The sequence below is a fragment of the Lentzea sp. NPDC102401 genome, assembly GCF_044765805.1.
GTDB lineage: Bacteria > Actinomycetota > Actinomycetes > Mycobacteriales > Pseudonocardiaceae > Lentzea > Lentzea sokolovensis.
The window spans coordinates 162,774-183,133 of record NZ_JBIWKS010000005.1; the positions used below are offsets into that span (position 1 = coordinate 162,774).

15 protein-coding genes and 1 pseudogene are annotated in these 20,360 nt (G+C 71.4%); 12 read left to right on the forward strand and 4 right to left on the reverse strand.

Going from position 1 to position 20,360, the window contains the following annotated elements; all coding sequences use genetic code 11:
• Window positions 1–50: 50 nt before the first annotated feature.
• Window positions 51–974, reverse strand: coding sequence for a patatin family protein (locus ACIRG5_RS19770; RefSeq protein ID WP_402906480.1), 924 nt, complete (start codon window positions 972–974; stop codon window positions 51–53).
• A 217-nt stretch (window positions 975–1,191) separates the two neighbouring features.
• Here ACIRG5_RS19770 and ACIRG5_RS19775 point away from each other — a divergent pair, with 217 nt between their 5' ends.
• The 4 genes from ACIRG5_RS19775 to ACIRG5_RS19790 are packed head-to-tail and all read left to right on the forward strand — an operon-like array spanning window position 1,192 to window position 6,061.
• Window positions 1,192–2,802 (forward strand): ABC-F family ATP-binding cassette domain-containing protein, encoded by a 1,611-nt coding sequence (locus ACIRG5_RS19775; RefSeq protein ID WP_402906481.1) that lies wholly within the window; start codon window positions 1,192–1,194, stop codon window positions 2,800–2,802.
• Entirely contained in the window at window positions 2,795–4,366 is a 1,572-nt protein-coding gene (locus ACIRG5_RS19780; RefSeq protein WP_402906483.1) for an ABC-F family ATP-binding cassette domain-containing protein, read from the forward strand. The genes ACIRG5_RS19775 and ACIRG5_RS19780 overlap by 8 nt, the downstream gene beginning before the upstream one ends.
• Window positions 4,367–4,412: 46 nt before the next feature.
• Window positions 4,413–5,261, forward strand: coding sequence for a hypothetical protein (locus ACIRG5_RS19785; RefSeq protein WP_402906485.1), 849 nt, complete (start codon window positions 4,413–4,415; stop codon window positions 5,259–5,261).
• 50 nt (window positions 5,262–5,311) lie between these two features.
• Complete coding sequence (locus ACIRG5_RS19790; protein ID WP_402906487.1) at window positions 5,312–6,061, forward strand: DUF899 family protein; 750 nt, start codon at window positions 5,312–5,314, stop codon at window positions 6,059–6,061.
• Here ACIRG5_RS19790 and ACIRG5_RS19795 read toward each other — a convergent pair whose 3' ends face one another.
• Window positions 6,062–6,796: a class I SAM-dependent methyltransferase gene (locus tag ACIRG5_RS19795; RefSeq protein ID WP_402906488.1), complete on the reverse strand. Its 735-nt coding sequence runs from the start codon at window positions 6,794–6,796 to the stop codon at window positions 6,062–6,064.
• A 61-nt stretch (window positions 6,797–6,857) separates the two neighbouring features.
• On the opposite strand from ACIRG5_RS19795, the gene ACIRG5_RS19800 reads away from it, so the two are divergent.
• Window positions 6,858–8,045 (forward strand): GNAT family N-acetyltransferase, encoded by a 1,188-nt coding sequence (locus tag ACIRG5_RS19800; RefSeq protein ID WP_402906490.1) that lies wholly within the window; start codon window positions 6,858–6,860, stop codon window positions 8,043–8,045.
• Between the two features lie 132 nt (window positions 8,046–8,177).
• The gene (locus ACIRG5_RS19805; RefSeq protein WP_319979666.1) at window positions 8,178–9,494 is read left to right on the forward strand and encodes a cytochrome P450; all 1,317 of its coding nucleotides are present in this window, start codon (window positions 8,178–8,180) and stop codon (window positions 9,492–9,494) included.
• Window positions 9,495–9,540: 46 nt separating this feature from the next.
• Here ACIRG5_RS19805 and ACIRG5_RS19810 read toward each other — a convergent pair whose 3' ends face one another.
• Together ACIRG5_RS19810 and ACIRG5_RS19815 are read right to left on the reverse strand one after the other, a co-directional pair.
• Window positions 9,541–12,036, reverse strand: coding sequence for an FtsX-like permease family protein (locus ACIRG5_RS19810; protein ID WP_402906492.1), 2,496 nt, complete (start codon window positions 12,034–12,036; stop codon window positions 9,541–9,543).
• Window positions 12,033–12,764 carry an ABC transporter ATP-binding protein gene (locus ACIRG5_RS19815; RefSeq protein ID WP_402906494.1) on the reverse strand — a complete coding sequence of 244 codons (732 nt, stop codon included), beginning with the start codon at window positions 12,762–12,764 and terminating at the stop codon, window positions 12,033–12,035. The genes ACIRG5_RS19810 and ACIRG5_RS19815 overlap by 4 nt, the downstream gene beginning before the upstream one ends.
• A 236-nt stretch (window positions 12,765–13,000) precedes the next feature.
• Here ACIRG5_RS19815 and ACIRG5_RS19820 point away from each other — a divergent pair, with 236 nt between their 5' ends.
• The 6 genes and pseudogenes from ACIRG5_RS19820 to ACIRG5_RS19845 form a co-directional block, all read left to right on the forward strand.
• Window positions 13,001–14,377 (forward strand): serine hydrolase domain-containing protein, encoded by a 1,377-nt coding sequence (locus ACIRG5_RS19820; RefSeq protein WP_319979669.1) that lies wholly within the window; start codon window positions 13,001–13,003, stop codon window positions 14,375–14,377.
• Window positions 14,374–15,237: a serine hydrolase gene (locus ACIRG5_RS19825; protein ID WP_402906496.1), complete on the forward strand. Its 864-nt coding sequence runs from the start codon at window positions 14,374–14,376 to the stop codon at window positions 15,235–15,237. The genes ACIRG5_RS19820 and ACIRG5_RS19825 overlap by 4 nt, the downstream gene beginning before the upstream one ends.
• A complete protein-coding gene (locus ACIRG5_RS19830; RefSeq protein ID WP_402906497.1) occupies window positions 15,234–16,802 on the forward strand; it encodes an ABC transporter substrate-binding protein in 1,569 nt (522 codons plus the stop codon). The genes ACIRG5_RS19825 and ACIRG5_RS19830 overlap by 4 nt, the downstream gene beginning before the upstream one ends.
• Window positions 16,799–17,752: an ABC transporter permease gene (locus ACIRG5_RS19835; protein WP_402906499.1), complete on the forward strand. Its 954-nt coding sequence runs from the start codon at window positions 16,799–16,801 to the stop codon at window positions 17,750–17,752. Before ACIRG5_RS19830 ends, ACIRG5_RS19835 begins: the two co-directional genes overlap by 4 nt.
• 85 nt (window positions 17,753–17,837) lie before the next feature.
• A complete protein-coding gene (locus tag ACIRG5_RS19840) occupies window positions 17,838–19,667 on the forward strand; it encodes a dipeptide/oligopeptide/nickel ABC transporter permease/ATP-binding protein (protein ID WP_402906501.1) in 1,830 nt (609 codons plus the stop codon).
• Window positions 19,664–20,359 (forward strand): annotated as a pseudogene (locus ACIRG5_RS19845) (ABC transporter ATP-binding protein); the annotation flags it as partial. The gene ACIRG5_RS19840 and the pseudogene ACIRG5_RS19845, both read left to right, overlap by 4 nt.
• Window position 20,360: the final 1 nt, after the last annotated feature.

The following is a 20,360-nucleotide window of genomic DNA, read 5'->3' on the forward strand; positions in this document are numbered from 1 at the left end:
CTCCAATTCGCAACAAGTTGTAGCGATACCGTAGGCCGCCCGGCTCTCCGTCACAAGTGGCCGTTGCCCAGATGGGCCATCGCGGCCTCCACACCCACGTCGAGGGCGTCCTGCATGACGCGCGGACGTCGCTCGGTCCGGCCGATCACCGCACTGCCCAGCGGCGGCCGGATCTGCAGGCAGTCCGGATGGGACGCGAGCAGTTCCTCGTCCTGCGCCCTGATGTCCTCGCGGCGCAGCCAGCCCGCCACGACTCCCGGCGCGTGCCGGGCGAACCAGCGCGACAGCACGAGGCGTTCGCCACGGGACGGCGGCGTCCCCTGGGACTCGTCCTCGCGCCGGGTGCGCAGGGCGACGACGTGCGTCGCCCCCTGCGCGATCGCGGTGCCGACGGGGATCGTCTCGCTCAGCCCGGCGTCGACGTACGGGCGGCCGTCGATCACCACCGGGTCGCCGGCGAGGAACGGCATCGCGGCCGACGCCCGCAGCGCGGTCTGCAGGCTCAGCGTGTCCCGCACGTACCCGTGCAGGTCGGCGGGCTCGCCGGTGAGACCGTCCGTGGTCATCGGGTGGAACTCCACGGGGTTGTCGAGGATCTCCTGGAAACCCATCAGGTGGACCTGCGTGTAGATCGTGTGGACGAGGTGATGGGTGTCCACGACCGGCCGCCGGGTGAACGCTCGGCGCGGGTTGATCGTCGTGCGCATGACGGCCGGGTCCCACCACGCGTGCTTGCTCCGGTCCGCCCGGCCGCAGAGCAGCCAGGCCGCGTTCAGCGACCCCGCCGAGCTGCCGTAGACGGCGTCGAACAACGGCAGCAGCCCGAGCCGTTCGATCGCGACGGTCATCCCGCTGGAATAGACGCCGCGCGAGCTTCCACCCTCGACCAGCAGCACCAGCCGGGCATCGTCGTTCCGTTGTCCTGGAAGGCTTTGCTGTCGTTTCCGCTCGCGTAGCAAATCGAGAACCGTCACGTCCGAAACCCTATCTGCGGAGGTTCCGCGACGCTGCTACTGTGGAAGTGAGATCAACCGCCCTCGATGAGGAGCTCGACGTGCTGGTGGGTGAAGACGACATCTCAGGGTGAGCCCTGGATGTGACAGGCCATCGATGACCGGTGGCCGTTCAGTCGTCCCCTTTTCCACACGCGCGGACGTTCCGCGCGCGGCACATTCTTGAGGCCTCACACCCATGTCCGACGCATTCATCGTCGTGTCGTCCCTGTCCTTCTCCTGGCCGGACGACACCCCCGTGTTCGACGGCCTGTCCGTCTCGGTGCCCGGCGGGCGCACCGGTCTCGTCGCCCCCAACGGTGCCGGGAAGTCGACGCTGCTCAAGCTCGTGGCGGGCACTTTGGCGCAGTCCGGGGGAACCGTGTCCGTCGAGGGCGTCCTCGGTTACCTCCCGCAGGACCTGCCGCTCACCGCCGGGCCGACCGTGGCCGAGGTGCTCGGTGTCGCGGACGTGCTGCGCGCCATCGCGGCCGTCGAGTCCGGTGACGTCGCCGAGGAGCACTTCACCACCATCGGCACCGACTGGGACCTGGAGGAACGCACGCGCGCCCAGCTCGACCGGCTCGGGCTCGGTGACCTGGCGCTCGACCGGGTGCTCGGCACGCTGAGCGGCGGGCAGGTCATCTCGCTCGGGCTCGCGGCGCAGTTGCTGAAGCAGCCGGACGTGCTGCTGCTCGACGAACCGACCAACAACCTCGACCTGGACGCGCGGCACCGGCTCTACGACGTGCTGGACGACTGGCGCGGGTGTCTGCTCGTGGTGAGCCACGACCGGGCGTTGCTCGACCGGATGGACCGGATCGCCGAGCTCGACGGCGGCGAGATCCGGTTCTACGGCGGCAACTTCAGCGCCTACGAGGAGGCGGTCACCGCGGAGCGCGAGGTGGCCGAGAAGAACATCCGCAGCGCCGAGCAGGAGGTCAAGCGAGAGAAGCGGGAGATGCAGCAGGCCCGCGAACGGGCCGCGCGCCGTGCGTCCAACGCACAGCGCAACCTCGGCAACGCGGGACTGCCGAAGATCTTCGCGGGCACCATGAAGCGCAACGCGGAGGTGTCGGCGGCCAAGGCGGACGGCACGCACGCCGCTCGTCTCGGTGCCGCGCGCTCGAAGCTCGACAACGCCGAGCGCGCGTTGAAAGAGGAGCAGAAGATCAGCCTGGAGCTGCCGCAGACCGCGGTGCCGGCCGGGCGCACGCTCTTCCTCGGCACGGACGTCCGCGTGCGGGACCTGTTCTCCGGCCTGGACTTCGCGATCCGGGGGCCGGAGCGGATCGCGCTGGCCGCACCGAACGGCGCCGGCAAGTCGACGCTGCTGCGGGTGGTCCATGGTTCGCTCGCGCCCGACAGCGGCGAGGTGAAACGGGCCGACGGCCGGGTCGCCTACCTGTCGCAGCGGCTGGACCTGCTCGACGACTCCCGCACGGTGGCGGAGAACCTGGCCGCGTTCGCCCCGGCCATGCCGCCGGCGGAACGGATGAACCTGTTGGCGCGCTTCCTGTTCCGCGGCGCCCGCGCGCACCTGCCGGTCGGGGTGCTGTCGGGCGGCGAACGGCTGCGGGCGACCTTGGCGTGCGTCCTGTTCGCCGAGCCCGCGCCGCAGCTGCTGTTGCTCGACGAACCGACGAACAACCTCGACCTGGTCAGCGCCGGGCAGTTGGAGAGCGCGCTGAACGCGTACCGGGGCGCGTTCGTCGTCGTCAGCCACGACGAACGGTTCCTGAGCGAGGTGAAGATCGACCGCCGGCTGCGCCTGGACGGCGGCAAGCTGGTGGAGGCCGCTCATGGCTGACGCACTGGTCGCGACCGAACTGGTGCGCGGGTTCGGTGGCCGGCGCGTGCTCGACGGGGTGTCGCTGACCGCGGCGCCCGGCCGGCGCATCGGGCTGATCGGCGAGAACGGCGCGGGCAAGTCGACGTTGCTGCGGCTGCTCGCGGGCGTCGACCAGCCCGACGGCGGTGTCGTGCAACGGCCGCCGGACCTGGGCTTCCTGCACCAGGAGATGCCGTTCCCGGACTCCGCCACGGTCGCCGAGGTGCTGGACGACGCGCTGGCCGAGGCACGGGAGGACCTGGCCGAACTGGACCGGCTGGGCGCGCTGCTCGCCACCGAGGACGTCGAGGCGGAGTACGCGGAACGACTGGAACTGGCGCAGCGGCACGAAGCCTGGGATGCCGACCGGCGGGCCGACGTCGTCCTCACCGGACTCGGGCTCGGTGACGTGGCCCGCGACCGCGCGCTCGGATCGTTGTCCGGTGGGCAACGGCGGCGCCTCGACCTGGCCGCGCTGGTGATCCGGCGGCCGACCGCGTTGCTGCTGGACGAGCCCACGAACCACCTCGACGACGACGCGGCCGCGTTCCTGGAGGAGCAACTGCGGGCGCTACCCGGCATCGTGGTGCTGGCGAGCCATGACAGGGCGTTCCTCGACGCGGTGTGCACGGACCTGATCGACCTCGACCCGGCGGTGGACGGGCCCGTCCGGTTCGGCGGCACCTACACCGAGTACCTGCGCCAGAAACGCGCCGACCGCGAGCGCTGGGAACGCCGCTATGCCGAGGAACAGGAGGAAATGGCCACGGTGCGCGACTCGCTCGGCCTGATCGCCGGCCGCGTCGCGCCGAACCGGGCCATGCGCGACAGCGACAAGATGGGCTACGGCGTGCGCGCGAACCGCGTGCAGAGCCAGATCTCCCGCCGCGTCCGCAACGCCACCCGGCGCCTCGAAGAACTCGAACGCGCCGCCGTGCCCGCTCCCCCGCGCCCGCTGCGGTTCGAACCGGACGCGGTCGCGTCACAGGCGGAGGACCTGGTGTCACTGCGGGAGATCCGGGTTCCAGGGCGGCTCACGCTCGACCTCCTCGACGTGCGCGACGGCGACCGGCTGCTCGTGACCGGCCGCAACGGCGCGGGCAAGTCCACGCTGCTGCTCGTGCTGGCCGGGAGGCTGGACGTCCAGGGCGTGCGACGGCATCCCGACGTTCGGGTCGGACTGCTCGACCAGGACACGGTGTTCGCCAACCCGCGCCTCACCGCACGAGGCACCTACGGCCGTGCGCTCGGCGCCGAACGGGTCGAGCAGATGCCGCTGGAGTCGTTGGGGCTGCTGCCCAAGGGGGACCTCGGCAAGCCCGTCGGCACGTTGTCGGTGGGCCAGCAACGCCGCCTCGCGCTCGCGCTGCTCGTCGCCGATCCACCGCACCTGTTGCTGCTGGACGAACCGACGAACCACCTGTCGCCGACGTTGTGCGACGAGTTGGAGGACGCGCTGGGGCCGGGTCCGGGCGCGATCGTGCTCGCGAGTCACGACCGCTGGCTGCGCAACCGGTGGCAGGGCGCCGAAATCCGGTTGTGAAACTCGGTGGACGACCCCCGGATGATGGTTCCCGGGGGGTTTTCCAATGGTGGTGTTCGAGTGCGTGGCGTGCGGTGCCGCGCTGACCGTTCCGCTGACGCAGGTCGACCGGCCCGACCACGAGCACTACGACTGGGCATACAGCACCAGTTTCACGCCATCGCTCCTCCCACCGGGCACCTACGCCGCACAGGGCGACTTCCTCGTAGGACCCGGCGACGCGCGAGGCCTGTCCTGGCTGGACGGACGCCCCGAGGGCTGGTGTTGCGGGGTGAACGGCACCGACCCGAACCTCGTCTGCGCGTGCGGGCAGCCGGTCGCGACACGGGTGGACGACTGCTCGCGTTGGCAGGTGGTGCGGTTCGCACCTGGCGCCGTGCGAGCTGCCGGCGAGCCGGATCCGGTGCGGCCCTGGGATGCGTTCGACTGGGACAGCGCGCCACTGACCGAGGGAGAGCTGTGGTGGCCCAGGCGCGTGGCGATCGCGGCCGGGGTCGCGCTCGCCCGCGTGCTGCTCGCCTCACGGGAGTCGCCCGTGCTCGCCGCGGACGGGCCGGTCGCCGGCCTGTTCCAGCGCGATCTCGACGCGTGGCGGCCGCCAGGACCACCTCCCAGGACCCTGGCACTGGCGGGGCCGGGCCTGACCGCCAGGGCCGACCTCCTGATGGTGCCCCGGCATCCGCAGACGGGCGAGGCCTGGCCCGTGCCGGGGACGGCCGTGCCGGTCTCGGCCGAGCTGTGGCTCTGGCTGGCGAACGACAAGCCCCCGTACCTGCCGAGGACCGGCGGGCAGTGGGAGCCCTACCTCCGCCACGATCCGTTGCCGTGCCGCCCCAGAGAACTTTGGGTGGACAGCGGTGCCGCGCGGCAGGAGATGTCGAGACTGCGGAACTAGCTTCGACGTGGTTGTGCAAGGACACCCGCACACCCCACGGAGGACTGATCATGACCGGACGCCCACCCGTCACCGACCTCGCCACCTGGCAGAAGGCCCGCGACGAGCTCCTGGTCCGCGAGAAGGCCCACACCCGCGAGGGCGACGCGATCGCGGCCGAACGCCGGAAGCTGCCGATGGTCGAGTTCGACGGCACCGTCGAGGTGGTCGGCGCCGGCGGACCCGTGCCGTTCGTGGAGCTGTTCCAGGGCCGCGACGAGCTCGTGGTCTACAAGCACATGTGGTGGGACGGCGCGCCCCACCAGGGGCAGTGCGAGGGCTGCACCCACATTCCGTGGCACTTCCCCGACGCCGCCTACCTCAACGCGCGCGGGGTCTCGTTCGCGATGGTGACCACGGGCGCGTGGGACGAAGTGTCCGCGTTCGTGGAGTTCATGGGCTACAAGCAGCCATGGTACTCGGTGCGCGGTGCGGAGGAACCCGTCGGCGGTGAGATGGGCTATCTGACCAGCTATCTGCGCGACGGCGACCGCACGTTCCTCACGTACTCCACGACGGGGCGCGGCACCGAGCGCGTCAACGGGTCGCTGGGACTGCTCGACATGACCGTGCACGGGCGCGGCGAGGCCTGGGAGCAGCACCCGGAGGGCTGGCCGGAGGCACGGCCGGCGGGCTGGTTCTGGCGCACGAACGCGGACGGGCGCTCCAGCTGGGGCGAGGACAGCCGGCCGGTGCCGCAGTGGACCCGGCCTGGCGCGGCGCCGGTGACGACCCTGGGGCGGCAGGGCCACTGCCACTGATCAGCCGGGTTTGACCGCGGTGACGAGGAGGCGGCGCCTCCTGTCGAAGTTCGGCAGGACGTGCCGTGCCTCCTGCCGCATCGACGCCATCGCGGGGTCGGACGCCTCGACGGTGAGCGCCTCCTCCCACATCCGCCTCTCGGTCACCCTCCACTCGGGCCTGTCCGCGATCTCGACGCCGGTGAACCCGGCCTCGGGAAGCTGGGTGGCCAGGTCCACCTCGCGGGTCCGGCGCGTGATCCGCTCGTCGCCGGGATCGACCGCCTGCCAGCAGGTGACGACCAGCCGTCCGCCGGGGCGCAGCACGCGCAGGCATTCCCGCAGCGCGTCCTGCTTGGACTCCGCGAACTGCAGGGCGTCGACGATGAGCACCGCGTCCACCGAGGACGCGTTCAGGCCCGTGGCGGTCAGCGTTCCCACCCGGAAGTCGCCACCACCGCTGCGCTGCCTGGCCTGCTCGATCGCGACGGCCGAGAAGTCCACGCCGACCAACCGGCAACCGGTGCGGCGTGCGATCTCGAGCCCGTACCCGCCCCGCCCGCACGCCAGGTCCAGCAACACGCGGCCCTCGCCCAGCCCGAGAGCGGTCACGACCTCGTCGAGGCCCGCCCCGCTCAGCACGCTCGTCGACTCCAGTCCCGGCGGGAGGCCGAGCACCCGCCGCACCAGCTCGTCGGCCAGTGGCGACGCGGCGCGGTCGGCGTACCAGCGGTCGAAGTCCTCAGCGCTCGTCACCCTGCCGACACTGCCAGAAAACCCGTTTGTGCTCAGCGGCTTTCCACCGGTCCACTGTGGCGTGCAGATCCGTTCCACGACGGCCCAGGACCTCGACGTCTTCCTCGGCACCGTCCACACCGCGTTCGGGCGCTTCCCCGAGACCCCGAACCCGGACGGCGGCGGCCTCTGGTGGTCGGCGCTCGAGATGGACAGGAGCCTGCTCGCCGAGACGGAGGACGGGAAGGCCGTCGGAACTGCCACCGCCTACTCGTTCGAACTCACGCTGCCCGGCGACGTCGTCGTGCCGGCGGCCGGGATCACCGGGGTCGGCGTGCTGCCGACCCACCGCCGCCGGGGCGTTCTCACCGAGATGATGCGGTACCAGCTGGGTGAGCTGCGTGAACGCGGCGAGTTCCTGTCCGTGCTGCTGTCCTCCGAAGGCGGGATCTACGGCAGGTTCGGCTACGGCCCCGCGACCTACACGCGCCGCGTGACGGTCCAGCGCAGCCAAGGCGCGTTCAGGACACAGGTGCGCACGGGCTCGATCGAGGTCCTCCCGCGCTCCGAAGCCACCGACGTCATGGAACAGGTCTACGACCGCTACCGCCGCACCCAGCCCGGCGCGCTGGGAAGGCCACACCGCTGGTGGGCTCTGGGCGCGGGTATGCCGCCGATCACACCGGCACCGCGCTACGTCGCCGTTCACCGCGATGGCGACAGGCCGGACGGGTACGCCACCTACGTGCTGGACAACGGCACGCTGACGATCGACGAGATCATCACCGCCGACGACGCCGTGTTCGCCGCGCTGGCCCGGTTCGCGCTCGACCACGACCTGGTCACCGAGGTGGTGTTCAAGCACGTCCCCACCGGCCACCCGCTGCGCTGGATGTTCGCGGACTTCAACGCGGGCCAGGTCAGCGGCGAGATGGACTGGCTCTGGGTGCGGCTGCTCGACGTGCCGCGAGCGCTGACCACGCGCCGCTGGCCCACCGACGGCGAGATCGTGCTCGACGTCGGCGACCCGTTCCTCCAGGAACGCCACCGCTACCTGCTGGCCGTTGAGAACGGAATGGCCGAATGCGTGGAGACGACCCGCGATCCGGACCTGGAACTGGACGTTCGCGACCTGGGTTCGCTGTATCTGGGCGGAACCACGCCGAGCACGCTGGTCCGGGCAGGGCACGTCACAGCGCACGGATCGGCCGCGAAAGCTGACGCTCTGTTCCCTTCCGAACGCCCTCCGCACTGCCTGCACTGGTTCTGATCCATGTCTGGACCAAAGTATGACGGCGCGTTAGGCCCAGGTATGACGCACGCGAGCGGCTGCGTCGTTATTGTCCGTTCCGACGGACAACATCAGCTAGTAACCCCCTTTCCGCCGAAGGGCAGCCGCGTCATGTGGGAAGTTCTGCAGTCAGCGACCGACGTCCGGTCGCGCGTGACCGAGTGGATGGGGAAGCGGTTCCTCGCACACCTCAGCAAAACCGGTTTCGACCTCGAGTCGTCCTGGTTCGTGCCCTCGCGCGTGCTCGCACCGCTGCGGCGCAACGGGTTGGACCCGGTGCCGGAGCTGGCGCGGATGCAGTCCCACGGCCCGATCACGCGCCTGCCGCTCCCGGTCACAGTGTGGCTGGTGACCGGCTACGAGGCGTCCAAGCAGGTGCTCGTCGACTCGGAGGCGTTCAGCAACGACTTCGGCCACCTGCGGGAGCTCGGGCTCTTCTCGGACGAGGCGCCGGGCGGGCTCGGGTTCAGCGACCCGCCGGAGCACACGCGGCTGCGCAAGGTGCTGACGCCGGAGTTCACCATGCGGCGGCTCTCCCGGCTCGTGCCGCGGATCGAGCAGATCGTCGCGGACCAGCTCGACCTGATGTCCATGAAGGACGGACCGGTCGACCTCGTCGAGCACTTCGCGATGACGGTGCCCGCGCTCACGATCTGCGAGCTGCTGGGCGTGCCCGCGAGTGAGCGCGAGGAGTTCCAGCGGCGCAGCGTCTCGCGGTTCGACCTCGGCGGAGCGGCCACGACGTCGTTGTCCGCCGTGTCCGAGTCGATCGTCTACTTCCGCGAGCTCGTGCGGGCCCAGCGGCTGAACCCGACCGACGGGCTGCTCGGCGAGCTCGTCCGCAAGCACGGCGACGACCTCGGCGACGACGAACTCGCGGGCCTCGCGGACGGGCTGCTCACCGGCGGGTTCGAGACGACGGCGAGCATGATCTCGCTCGGCACGCTCGCGATGCTGCGCGACCCCGCCCTGCGCGATGCCGCGCTCGGCGACGACAAGGCGGTGAACGGGCTGGTCGACGAGCTGCTGCGGCACCTCAGCGTCGTGTCCGTGGCGTTCCTGCGCATCGCCCGCCACGACGTCGAGATCGCCGGGACGAAGATCAAGGCGGGCGACATCGTGGCGTGCTCGCTGTCGCAGGCGAACCGCGACCCGAGCGTGTACGCCACCCCGGACGTGATCATGGCGGACCGTCCCGCGAGCCAGCACCTCGCGTTCGGCTACGGCGCGCACCGCTGCATCGGCGCCGAGCTCGCGAAGATGGAACTGCGGATCGCCTACCCGGCGCTCGTCCGCCGGTTCCCCGAGATGCGCCTCGCGGCCGAGCCCGGGGCGCTGTCGTTCCGCAAGCTCTCGATCGTCTACGGGCTGCACTCGCTGCCGATCCACCTCGGCGCGCAGCCCAGCCCGATCCAGCAGGTCCTCTGACGCCGGGAAGGGCCACCCGGTTCGTCCGGATGGCCCTTCCCGTCCCTCACTCGCGACTGCCGATGGCGTCGATGGGTTTCGCGCGCAACGACAACCGCGTGGACACCGCGATCGAGACCAGGCCGAGCAGCGCGGCCCCGGCGAGCGCGCCCAGGTAGACCCCGATCGGACCGGCGGGCAGCGGGGTGCCGATCAGGCCGATCGACAGCACGCCCAACGGCACCGCCGCCACCAGCGACCCCAGCACCGCGGCCAGTCCGACCGTGAGCAGCGCCTCGGCCCGCATCATCCGCACGATCTGCCGGCGTCCGGTGCCGACCAGGCGCAGCAGGGCGAACTCGCGGCGCCGTGCGGCCGTGGACATCACCAGCGTGTTCGACACGGAGATCGCGACGTAGCCGAGGATCACGCCGACCGCGACGAGGTTGAGCAGGAACTGGGTCCGTTCCTGGCTGCGGTCCTGCGCCGCCACCCGTTCGGTCACCTGCAGGCCCGGATACCGGCCGGCCAGGGCGTCGAGAGCGGTGGTGTCCGCGGCCTTCACGAGCACGGCGCTGTCCATGCCGGCGTTGGTGTGGGCGCGGGCGTCGGCGGCGGACAGCACGTAGTCGCCGAACGCGAGGTCGTGCCGGTAGGTCGCGACCACCTTCAGCTTCGCGCGCTGACCGTCCGCGTACCAGAACTCCACGTCGTCCCCGACGTTCTTGCCCTCCCAGGAGGCGTGCGCGGCGCTCAGCGCCACGGTGCCCGTCCGGAGGTCGTCGAGGCTGCCGGAGACGACGTCGAGGTCGACCATGCCGCTCGCGGTGGAGTCGAGGCCGTTGGCCGGACGGCTCTGCACCTCGACGCTGTCCCCCGTCTTGCTGGCGGTGATCACTTGAGTGCGCACCAGCGACGTGGCCGTGACGCCCGGGACCTGCTTCGCCGCCTCGGCGACCTCGGCGGGCACACCGGTGATGCCGGTGATCACGTGGTCGGCGGTGATCGACTGCTCGGTCTGCTGCTGCACGGCGGCGGTGAGCGTCGTCTGGCTGTAGAAGTTCACCACCGCGAACCCGATGGCCAGCATCAACGGCGTCACCGCGGCCGCGAGCCGCCGCGAGTTCTTCAGCACGTTCGCCGACGCCAGGTACCCGCTCACCCCGGCCGACCTGGCCAGCACCGGCGCGATGACCCGGACCGCCGCCCCGATCACCCTGGGCCCGGTGAGCGAGAGACCGATGATCAGCACGAGGGCCGCCATCACGGACATCGCCGCGCCGAGCTGGCCGCCGAGGAACAACGGCACCGTCGTGGCGCCCAGCCCGATGGCGATCAGCACCCAGCCGATGGCCAGCCGGATCCCGCCGACGTCCCGCTTCTGCACCGCGGCCTCGCCCAGCGCCTCGACGGGGTTGATCGACGACGGCCTGCGCGACGCGCTCCAGGCTGCGACCCGAGCCGCCGCCACACCGATCAGCAGGGCCGCGACCAGCGGAATCGGGCTGATCGACAGCGCGAAGTCGTCCGGCACGACGCCGATCCGCGCGAACGCGTCGCGCAGGCCGTGGCCGACCAGGATGCCGAGCAGGCTGCCCAGCACACCGGCGATCACCGAGACGACCGTGGTCTCGACGCCGATCAGTTTGCGGATCTGCCGCGGCGTCGCGCCCACGGCCCGCAGCAGGGCGAACTCGCGGCGGCGTTGCTCGACGGTCAGCGCCAGGGTGCTGGCCACGACGAAGATCGCGACCAGGACCGCGTACCCGCCGAACGACCCGGCGAGGATCGCGAGGAGCGACTTGGTCTGGCTGACGTCCTCGAACTCGGCCGCGCTGCGGTCGGCGCCCGAGGACACCGTGACGTGGTCGTTCGCGAGAACGCTCTCGATTCGCCCCGCATCGGCGCCCAGTACGCCGATGGCACTCACGCGGTCGGGACGTCCGGCGAGTTCGGCCGCCTTGGTCTCGCTGAAGAACAACGACGCCTGGCGTGCCCGGCCGGCGGCGTCGGCGATGCCCGCCACCCGATAGGTCTCGGGGACCGAGCGGGTCATGATCCGCACCTGCGCGCCCACGCCGGCCCCCGCCTCCGCGGCCAGGCCCGAGTCGAGGACCACCTCGTTCGCCTGCGGCGCGGTGCCCTCCTTCAGCGTGAAGGGCGCCAGCACGGCGGAGTCCCAGTTGTGGCCGAAGGACGGCTTGCTCGCGAGCGGCTGCCCGTCCTGGCCCACCACGACGGCGGGGAAGGTCTGCTCGGGGACGGCCTTCGCACCCGGTACCGCCGCGATCTTGGCGGCCAGCGCGGCCGGGATGGACGGCTGCTCGGCGGCGTGCTCGAACGCCAGCACGTCACCACCGTCCGGCCGGACGATCCGGTCGCCGGTCACGACCACGTCGGCGGCCGCGTAGCGCTGGGTCGGCACGCCGCCGCGGAAACCGGACTCCATCAGGATCCCGCAGGCCGCGACGAGCGCTGTGCCGCACAGGATCGCGACGAACGCCCCGATGAACCCGCTGGTGCGGGCCTTGACGGTCTGCCACGCGAGACTCAGCACGCTCACCACTCCCCGAGGTGCGTCATGCGCTCGGCGACCTTCTCCGGCGTCGGCCCGACGAGTTCGCCGGCCAGCCGTCCGTCCGCCAGGAACAGCACGCTGTGCGCGGCCGAAGCGGCCACCGGATCGTGCGTGACCATCAGCACCGTCTGCCCCATCTCGTCCACAATGGACCGCAGCAGGCTCAGGACCTGGTGCGCGGTCCGGGAGTCCAGTGCCCCGGTCGGCTCGTCGGCCAGCACGACCTCGGGCCTGGCCACCAGCGCCCTGGCGATCGCGACGCGTTGCTGCTGACCGCCGGACAGCTCGGACGGAAGCCGGTCCAGCCGCCCGTCCAGGCCGACCCTGCCGACGACCTCGTTCAGCCATCCCCGGTCCGCCGCACGCCCGGCGAGGCGCAGCGGCAGGGTGATGTTCTGCTCGACGGTCAGCGACGGCAGCAGGTTGTAGGCCTGGAAGACGAACCCGATCCGGTCGCGGCGCACCTGCGTCAGCGCCGCCTCCTTCAGACCGCCGAGGTCGGTGTCGCCGAGCAGCACGCGGCCGGACGTCGGCCGGTCCATGCCCGACGCGCAGTGCAGGAAGGTGCTCTTGCCCGAGCCGGACGGTCCCATCACGGCGGTGAACGTGCCCCGCCGGATGCCGACGGTCACCTCGTCCAGCGCGGTGACGGCACCACCCCCGGAGCCGTACACCTTCCGCACCGCCTGCAGCGACAGCGCGTCTGCCCTCATCACGTTTCTCCTTGGCTCGCCACGTTCTTCTGGCCATGAACGTAATTTCGCGGGCCGCGCGGAACGATCACGCAGACTGCCCGGCCTCGGGTGGAGCAGGCTCTACCTCCAGGTGGGTTCGTCCGCGCGAACGAACCGGGAAGGTCAGATTCGTCGGCCACGACGAGGTGACCGCGAGGCCGCGAAACCTAGCGTTGCCGGTGACCGGAGTCACGTCGACGTGGGATGGGGCGCGGATGTCCAAGCTCAACGAGATCAACGAGTGGCTGCAGGAGAACCTGCCGCGACTGGCCGCCGAGCACGACGTGCCGGGGGCCGCGGTGGCCGTCACCGTCGGCGACGACGTGGCCGAGGCCGCGGCGGGCGTGCTCAACAAGAACACCGGCGTCGAGACGACGACCGACTCGCTGTTCCAGATCGGGTCGATCACCAAGGTCTGGACGGCGACGCTCGCGATGCAGCTCGTCGACGAGGACCTGCTGGACCTCGACGCGCCCGTGCGGGACTACCTGCCCGAGTTCCGCGTCGCCGACGAGGACGCCGCCGCGCGGATCACGGTGCGGCAGCTGCTGAACCACACCTCGGGCTTCGAGGGCGACCTCTTCACCGACACCGGCCGCGGTGACGACTGCGTGGAGAAGTACGTCGCCACGCTGCACGACACACCCCAGCTCTTCGCACCCGGCGAGATGTTCAGCTACAACAACGCCGGCTACTGCGTGCTCGGCCGGATCGTGGAGGTCATGCGCGGCAAGCCGTACGACGACTGCCTGCGCGAGCACCTGTTCGCCCCGCTCGGCCTGACCCACGCCGCCGCGGACGCCTACGAGGCGATCATGCACCGCGCCGCCGTCGGGCACCTCACGCCCGACGAGGAGTCCGGGCCGCAGGTGGCGCCGGTCTGGGCGCTGGTGCGGTCGAACGCCCCGGCAGGCTCCATGCTCGCCATGAGCGCCAGTGACCTGCTGAAGTTCGCGCGGATGCACATGAACGCCGGTGCCTCCGTGTTGTCGCCCGCCGGTGTCGAGGCCATGCAGAAGGTTCAGGTGCAGGTGCCCGACCTCGCGTTGATGGGCGACGCGTGGGGCCTGGGCTGGGAGCTGTTCCACTATCCACAGGCGACGGTCATCGGCCACGACGGCGGCACGATCGGGCAGAACGCCTTCCTGCGCCTGGTTCCCGAGCACGGCGTCGCCGTCGCGTTGCTGACCAACGGCGGCAAGACCATCGACCTCTACCAGGCGATCTTCCGGCACGTGCTGCGCGAGCTCACCGGCGTCGAACTGCCGGCCATGCCCGAGCCCGCCGCGGAGCCCGCGCGCGTCGACGGCGACCGGTTCACCGGCGTGTACGTGTCGGCGGTCAGCGAGCGCGTGATCACCCAGGACGCGGACGGCCGGATCTGGATGGAGGTCATCCCGAAGGGGATCATGGCCGAGCTCAGCCCGGAGTCCGCGGGCAAGACCGAACTGGTGCCGTGGCGGGACGACACACTCGTCGCGGCGGAACCGGTGCACGGCATCCACATGCCGCACGCGTTCGTCGGCGACGACGGCAACGGGCGGGCGCTGTTCCTGCACACCGGCCGCGCGGACCGCCGGGTGGCGCCGTGATCGCCGAGGTGTTCGCGGAGGCCGGCGTGGAGGGGTTCGTCCACGCCCGCGAGATCGGGGTGGACGGTCCGGAGTTCGGTCACCGCGCGGACGACCAGGTCGTGCTGGCGTCGGTGTTCAAGATCCCGGTCGCCGTCGCCTACGCCGCCGAGGTGTCGGCGGGACGGCTCGACGAGACCGAACGGACGCGCGTCACGTCCCGCTACCGCATCGGCGGGATCGGCACCGCGGGGTGTGCCGACGACGTCGAGATGAGCTGGCGCGACCTGGCGTTGTTCATGATGACGATGAGCGACAACGCCGCGACGGACGTCGTCTTCCACCGCGTCGGCCAGGCCGCGGTCGACGCCGTGCTGGTCAAGGCGGGGCTGGAGCGCACCCGGATTCTGGGCTGCTGTGAGGACCTCTTCGCCTCGGTGGCCGCGGACCTGGGCACGAACGACGTCGAGGAGGTGCTCGCGGGCCCGACCTGGGAGCTCGTCTCGAAGCTGTCCATCGTGGATCCCGACCGCACCACTTCCTCGACGCCGAGGGAGATCACGACCTTTCTCGACGCCATCTGGACCGACCGCGTGGCGGAACCCGAGGCGTGCCAGCGGGTCCGGTCGATCATGGCGCAGCAGATCTGGCCGCACCGGCTCTCGTCGGGCTTCCCCGCCGACGTCCAGGTCGCCGCCAAGACCGGCACGCTGCCCAGCGTCCGCAACGAGGCCGGTGTCGTCACCTACCCGGACGGCCACAGCTACGCCGTCGCGGTGTTCACCCGCTCTCAATCGCTCGACCTGCGCGACCCCGCCGCCGACGCGGTGATCGGCCGCGCCGGACGCCTCGCCGTCGACCAGCTCCGGAGGACGTCATGAAGCGCGCGGTAGCCCTGCTCGGAGTCCTCGTCCTCGCCGCGTGCGGGACGACGGCCACGTCCGGAAGCCAGGAACTGGCCGAGGGCAGGACCTTCACCATGTCCGTCGGCGCGGATCCGGGTTCGCTCGATCCCGCACTGACGGTCCTGTCGGTGGCGCGGCAGGTCGGCCGGTTCCTCTACGGCAGCCTGATCGAACGCACCTCGAGTGGTGAGATCGTCGCCGGCCTCGCCGAGAAGTGGGACGCCACCACCACGACCGCGACTTTCACGCTGCGCCAAGGCATCACGTGCGCCGACGGAGCGCCGCTGACCGCCGCCGACGTCGCCGCGAACATCACGTTCGTCGGCGACCCGAAGAACAACTCCGCGCTCGCCGGGCTCCAGGTCGTTCCCGGCACCACGGCCACGGCGGACGACGCGACCCGCACCGTCACCGTCACCAGCGGCGCACCGGACGCGTTCCTGCTGACCAACGTCGGCACGCTGCCGATCGTGTGCGCCAAGGGCATGAGCGACCGTTCGTTGCTCGCCAAGGGCGAACAGGGCACCGGCATGTTCACGGTCTCCGAGATCGTGCCGAACGACCACTACACCCTGGTGCGGCGCAAGGACTTCGCGTGGGGACCCGGCGACTGGCAGAAGGACCAGCAGGGCCTGCCGGACAAGGTCGTCGTCCGGGTGATCGCGAACGAGACGACCGCCGTGAACCTGCTGCTGTCCGGCCAGCTCACCGCCGCGCAGGTGGCGGGCCCCGACCAGGAACGCCTGCTCGCCCAGAAACTCGACCACGTCGACACCGTCACGCCGCTGGGGACGCTGTCGTTCAACCAGGCCGACGGCCATCCCGGTCAGGATCCCGCCGTGCGCCGGGCGCTTCTGCAGGCACTCGACCTCGCGCAGGTCGGCAAGGTGCTGACCACCGGCAAGGGCAGGCCGTCGAAAACCCTCGTGACCGTCGAGCCCCGTCCCTGCACCGGCGACAACGTGACGCCGAACCTGCCCGCGTTCGACAAGGCGGCCGCCGCGAGCGCGCTCGACACCGCGGGCTGGCGGGCGGGGCCGGACGGCACGCGGTCGAAGGACGGCAAGCCGTTGTCGCTCAAGCTGCTCCAGCCGACCGTCCTCGGCCCGACGCTGACCGCGACCGCCGAGCTGGTCCAGCAGGCGTGGCAGGGCATCGGCGTGCGGGTGGAGATCCAGCCGGGCGACGCCGCCGGCATCAACCAGGCCATGTTCGGCACCGGCGCGTGGGACGCGGCGATGGTGCCGCTGACGTTGTCGCTGCCGAGCCAGCTGGTGTCGTTCGCCGCCGGTCCGGTGCCGCCGCAAGGCGTGAACTTCGCGCACATCGACAACGCGGAGTTCGCCGCGGAGTCGACGAAGGCGGCGAGTCTCGCCGGCGCGGCCGGGTGCGAGCACTGGAACAAGGCCGAGGCCGCCCTGGTCCGCGACGCCAGTCTGGTGCCGTACTTCGACGCCGTCGTGCCCACGTTCGTCAAGGGCGCGAAGTTCACGATCAGCGACAGCGTCGACCCGGCCTCGATCCGGATGCTGGCCTCATGACCGCTGCCGGCTGGGCACCTTTCGCGCGCCGGCGGGCCCTGCGCTTCCTGACCTCGCTGTGGGTGCTGGTGACCGCGGCCTTCCTGATGATCCACCTGATCCCCGGCGACCCGGTCCGCGAGTCACTGGGCCTGTCCGCGCCACCGGACCTCGTCGCCGCCCGCCGTGCGGCGCTGGGCCTCGACGACCCGTTGCCCGTGCAGTACTGGCACTACCTGGAGGGGCTGTTCCGCGGCGAGTTCGGCACGTCGCTGATCAGCGGCACGCCGGTCTCCTCACTGATCGGCGACCGCCTGCCCGCGACCGTGCAGCTGGCGGTGCTCGCGTTCCTGGTCGTGGTCGTCGTGGCGGTGCCGGTCGGCGTCGTCATGGCGATCCTGACCAGGGGCGGCCGCCGCCGTGGCGGCGAGCTGGCGTTCACCTCGACCAGCGTCGTGCTCGCGGCGATCCCGGAGTTCCTGCTCGCGGTGGGGCTCGTGAGCCTGCTCGCCGTGCAGCTGGGCCTCTTCCCCGTGGCGGGCAACGACGCCGCGGGTTCGTGGGTGCTACCGGTGCTCGCCCTGGCCATCGGCCCGGCCGCGGTGCTCGCCAGGATCGTGCGCGTGGAGCTGCTCTCCGTGCTGGGCAACGACTTCGTGCGAACAGCCCGCGCCAAACGCCTGCCGTCACGCCTGGTGTACGTGCGGCACGCGCTGCCCAACGCCGTCACCGCGACCCTGACCCTGGGCGGCATGATGCTCGCCGCCCTGGTCGCCGGAACCGTGCTGGTGGAGAACGTGTTCGCGTGGCCGGGACTGGGCTCGACCATCGTCGGCTCGATCCAGCAGAAGGACTACCCGGCCGTGCAGGGAATCGTGCTGGTGTACGGGGCCGGGGTGCTGCTGGTGAACCTGGTCGTCGACGTGGCGCTGGCGCTGCTCGATCCGCGTTCGACGATCAGGGAGGCGTGATGCGCCCGCGCACCCTCGCGACCACCGCCAAAACGCACACCGCTCCCCGTCCCACACCCACGTCACCGACCACCGGGGAGGCAGCATGCGCCGCCTAGCCGTCCTCCGGTCCCCCGTGGGCGCGGCCTCCGCCGTCCTCCTCACGGTCCTCCTCGCCCTGGCGATCTTCGCCCCGCTCCTCTGGGGCGACCGCGCGGGAGCCATCGACACCGACTCCATCCAGCAGGGCCCGTCCGCCGAGCACCTCCTCGGCACCGACCAGCTCGGCCGCGACATCTTCTACCGGGTGCTGGTGGCCACCAGGCTGACCATCGGGCTGGCACTGCTCGCGACGCTGATCGGCGTGGTCACCGGCCTGGTCCTCGGGTCGGCGCCCTCGGTGCTGCCGCGGTGGGCCGCCAGGATCGTCACGTCGGCGGTCAACATCGCCGTCGCGTTCCCCGCGCTGTTGCTGGCGCTGTTCTTCGCCGTCATCTTCGGCACCGGGACGATCGGCGCGGTGCTGGCGATCGCGTTCGCGATCACGCCGTCGTTCGCCCGGCTCACCCAGACGCTGACGGCGTCGGTGAGCGGGCGCGACTTCATCAAGGCGGCGCGGGTGTGCGGGGTGGGCCGGTTCCGGCTGCTGACCCGGCACGTCCTTCCCAACATCGCCGAGCCGCTCGTCATCAACGCCACCCTCGTGGCGGGGTCGGCGCTGACCGCGTTCGCCGGGTTGTCGTTCCTCGGCATCGGCGTGCAGGCGCCCTCTTACGACTGGGGCCGGCTGCTCGGCGAAGGCCTGAGCCGCATCTACATCTCCCCCGCGCCCGCGCTCGGGCCCGCGATCGCCGTGGTGCTCGCGGGGCTGGCGTTCAACCTGTTCGGCGAGGCCGCCGCGGCAGGCCACCGGGAGCGGCAGCCTCGCGGCACCGCGGTCCGCGCGCCGGAGTCCACCGGCGGCACTAACGAGAGCGGGCTGCTGACCGTCCGGAACCTGCACGTCACCTTCCCCGGCGGGATCACGCCGGTGCGGGGTGTGTCGTTCACCGTCCACAACGGAGAGATGATCGGCGTGGTCGGCGAGTCCGGTTCCGGCAAGAGTCTCACGGCGCTGGCCGTGTCGCGGCTCGTCGAACATCCCGGCACGGTCACCGCCGACACGTTGCGGTTCAACGGAAAACCCCTCGGCCAGACCCCGGACCGCGAGCTGGGCACGCGGCTGGCGATGGTGTTCCAGGACCCGATGACGTCGTTCAACCCCACCCGGCGCATCGGCGGGCAGGTCGCCGAGGTCTCCGAGGTGCACCAGGGGCTCAGCCGCAAAGCCGCGCTGCGCAAGGCGATCGGCCGTCTCGAAGCGGTGCGGATCCCGGAGCCGGAACGCCGGGCGAAGCAGTACCCGCACGAGTTCTCCGGCGGGATGCGGCAGCGGGCGATGATCGCGATGGGTCTGATGGGCGAACCCCAGCTGGTGATCGCCGACGAACCCACCACCGCGCTCGACGTGACGGTGCAGCGCGAGGTCCTCAAGCTGCTCGCCAGAATCCGCGAGGAGCGCGGCGCCGCGGTGCTGCTGATCAGCCACGACATCACGGTGGTGGCGCAGACCTGCGACCGCGTGCTCGTGATGTACGCGGGCCGGATCGTCGAGGAACTGCCGACGGGCGAGCTGTTCACGGCGGCGCGGCACCCGTACACGACGGCGCTGCTCAAGGCGGTGCCCGACCTCGACACGGACCGGGACGCGCCGCTCGCCGTCATCCCCGGCCGGCCACCGGAGCCCGGCGAGATCGGCCAGGGGTGCCCGTTCGCGCCGCGCTGCCCGCTCGCCGACGACCAGTGCCGGACCGACGAACCCGAGCTCGAAGCCTTCGGCCCTGATCACCGGGTCGCGTGCTGGAAGTCCGAGAGCGAACTGGCAGGTGCGCGATGACCGACCTCGTCTTCAGCAACGTCACCGTCCGCTTCGGCCACCACACGGCGGTCGACGACGTCAGTCTCACCGTGCCGTCGGGCCAGGTCGTGGGCCTGGTCGGCGAGTCGGGCTCCGGCAAGTCCACTCTCGCCGCCACCGCCGTCCGCCTCATCAGGCCCACCGAGGGACGGGTGCACGCGGACGGCAAGGTCCAGATGGTCTTCCAGGACCCGTACTCGTCGCTCGACCCGAGGATGAGCATCGGCAACACGATCGCCGAGGCCATGCCGCGCGGCACCGACCGCAAGGCCGAGGTCGCGAGGCTGCTCGAACTGGTGAACCTCGACCCCGGCCGGGCCACCGCGCTGCCGGCGAGGCTCTCCGGCGGGCAACGGCAACGGGTCGCGCTCGCCAGGGCACTGGCGGGGAGGCCGAAGGTGATCATCGCCGACGAGATCACGTCCGCGCTGGACGTGTCGGTGCAGGGCGCCGTTCTGAACCTGGTCCGCGACCTGCAACGGCAGTTCGGCCTGACCATGCTGTTCATCTCGCACAACCTCGCCGTCGTGCGGTACGTGAGCGACCGCGTCGCGGTGATGCAGGCGGGCAAGATCGTGGAGGAGGGGCCGGCCGCGCAGGTGCTCGCCGACCCCCGGCACGAGTACACGCGCGAGCTGCTCGCGGCCGCGCCCAGGCGTGACACGAGGCTGG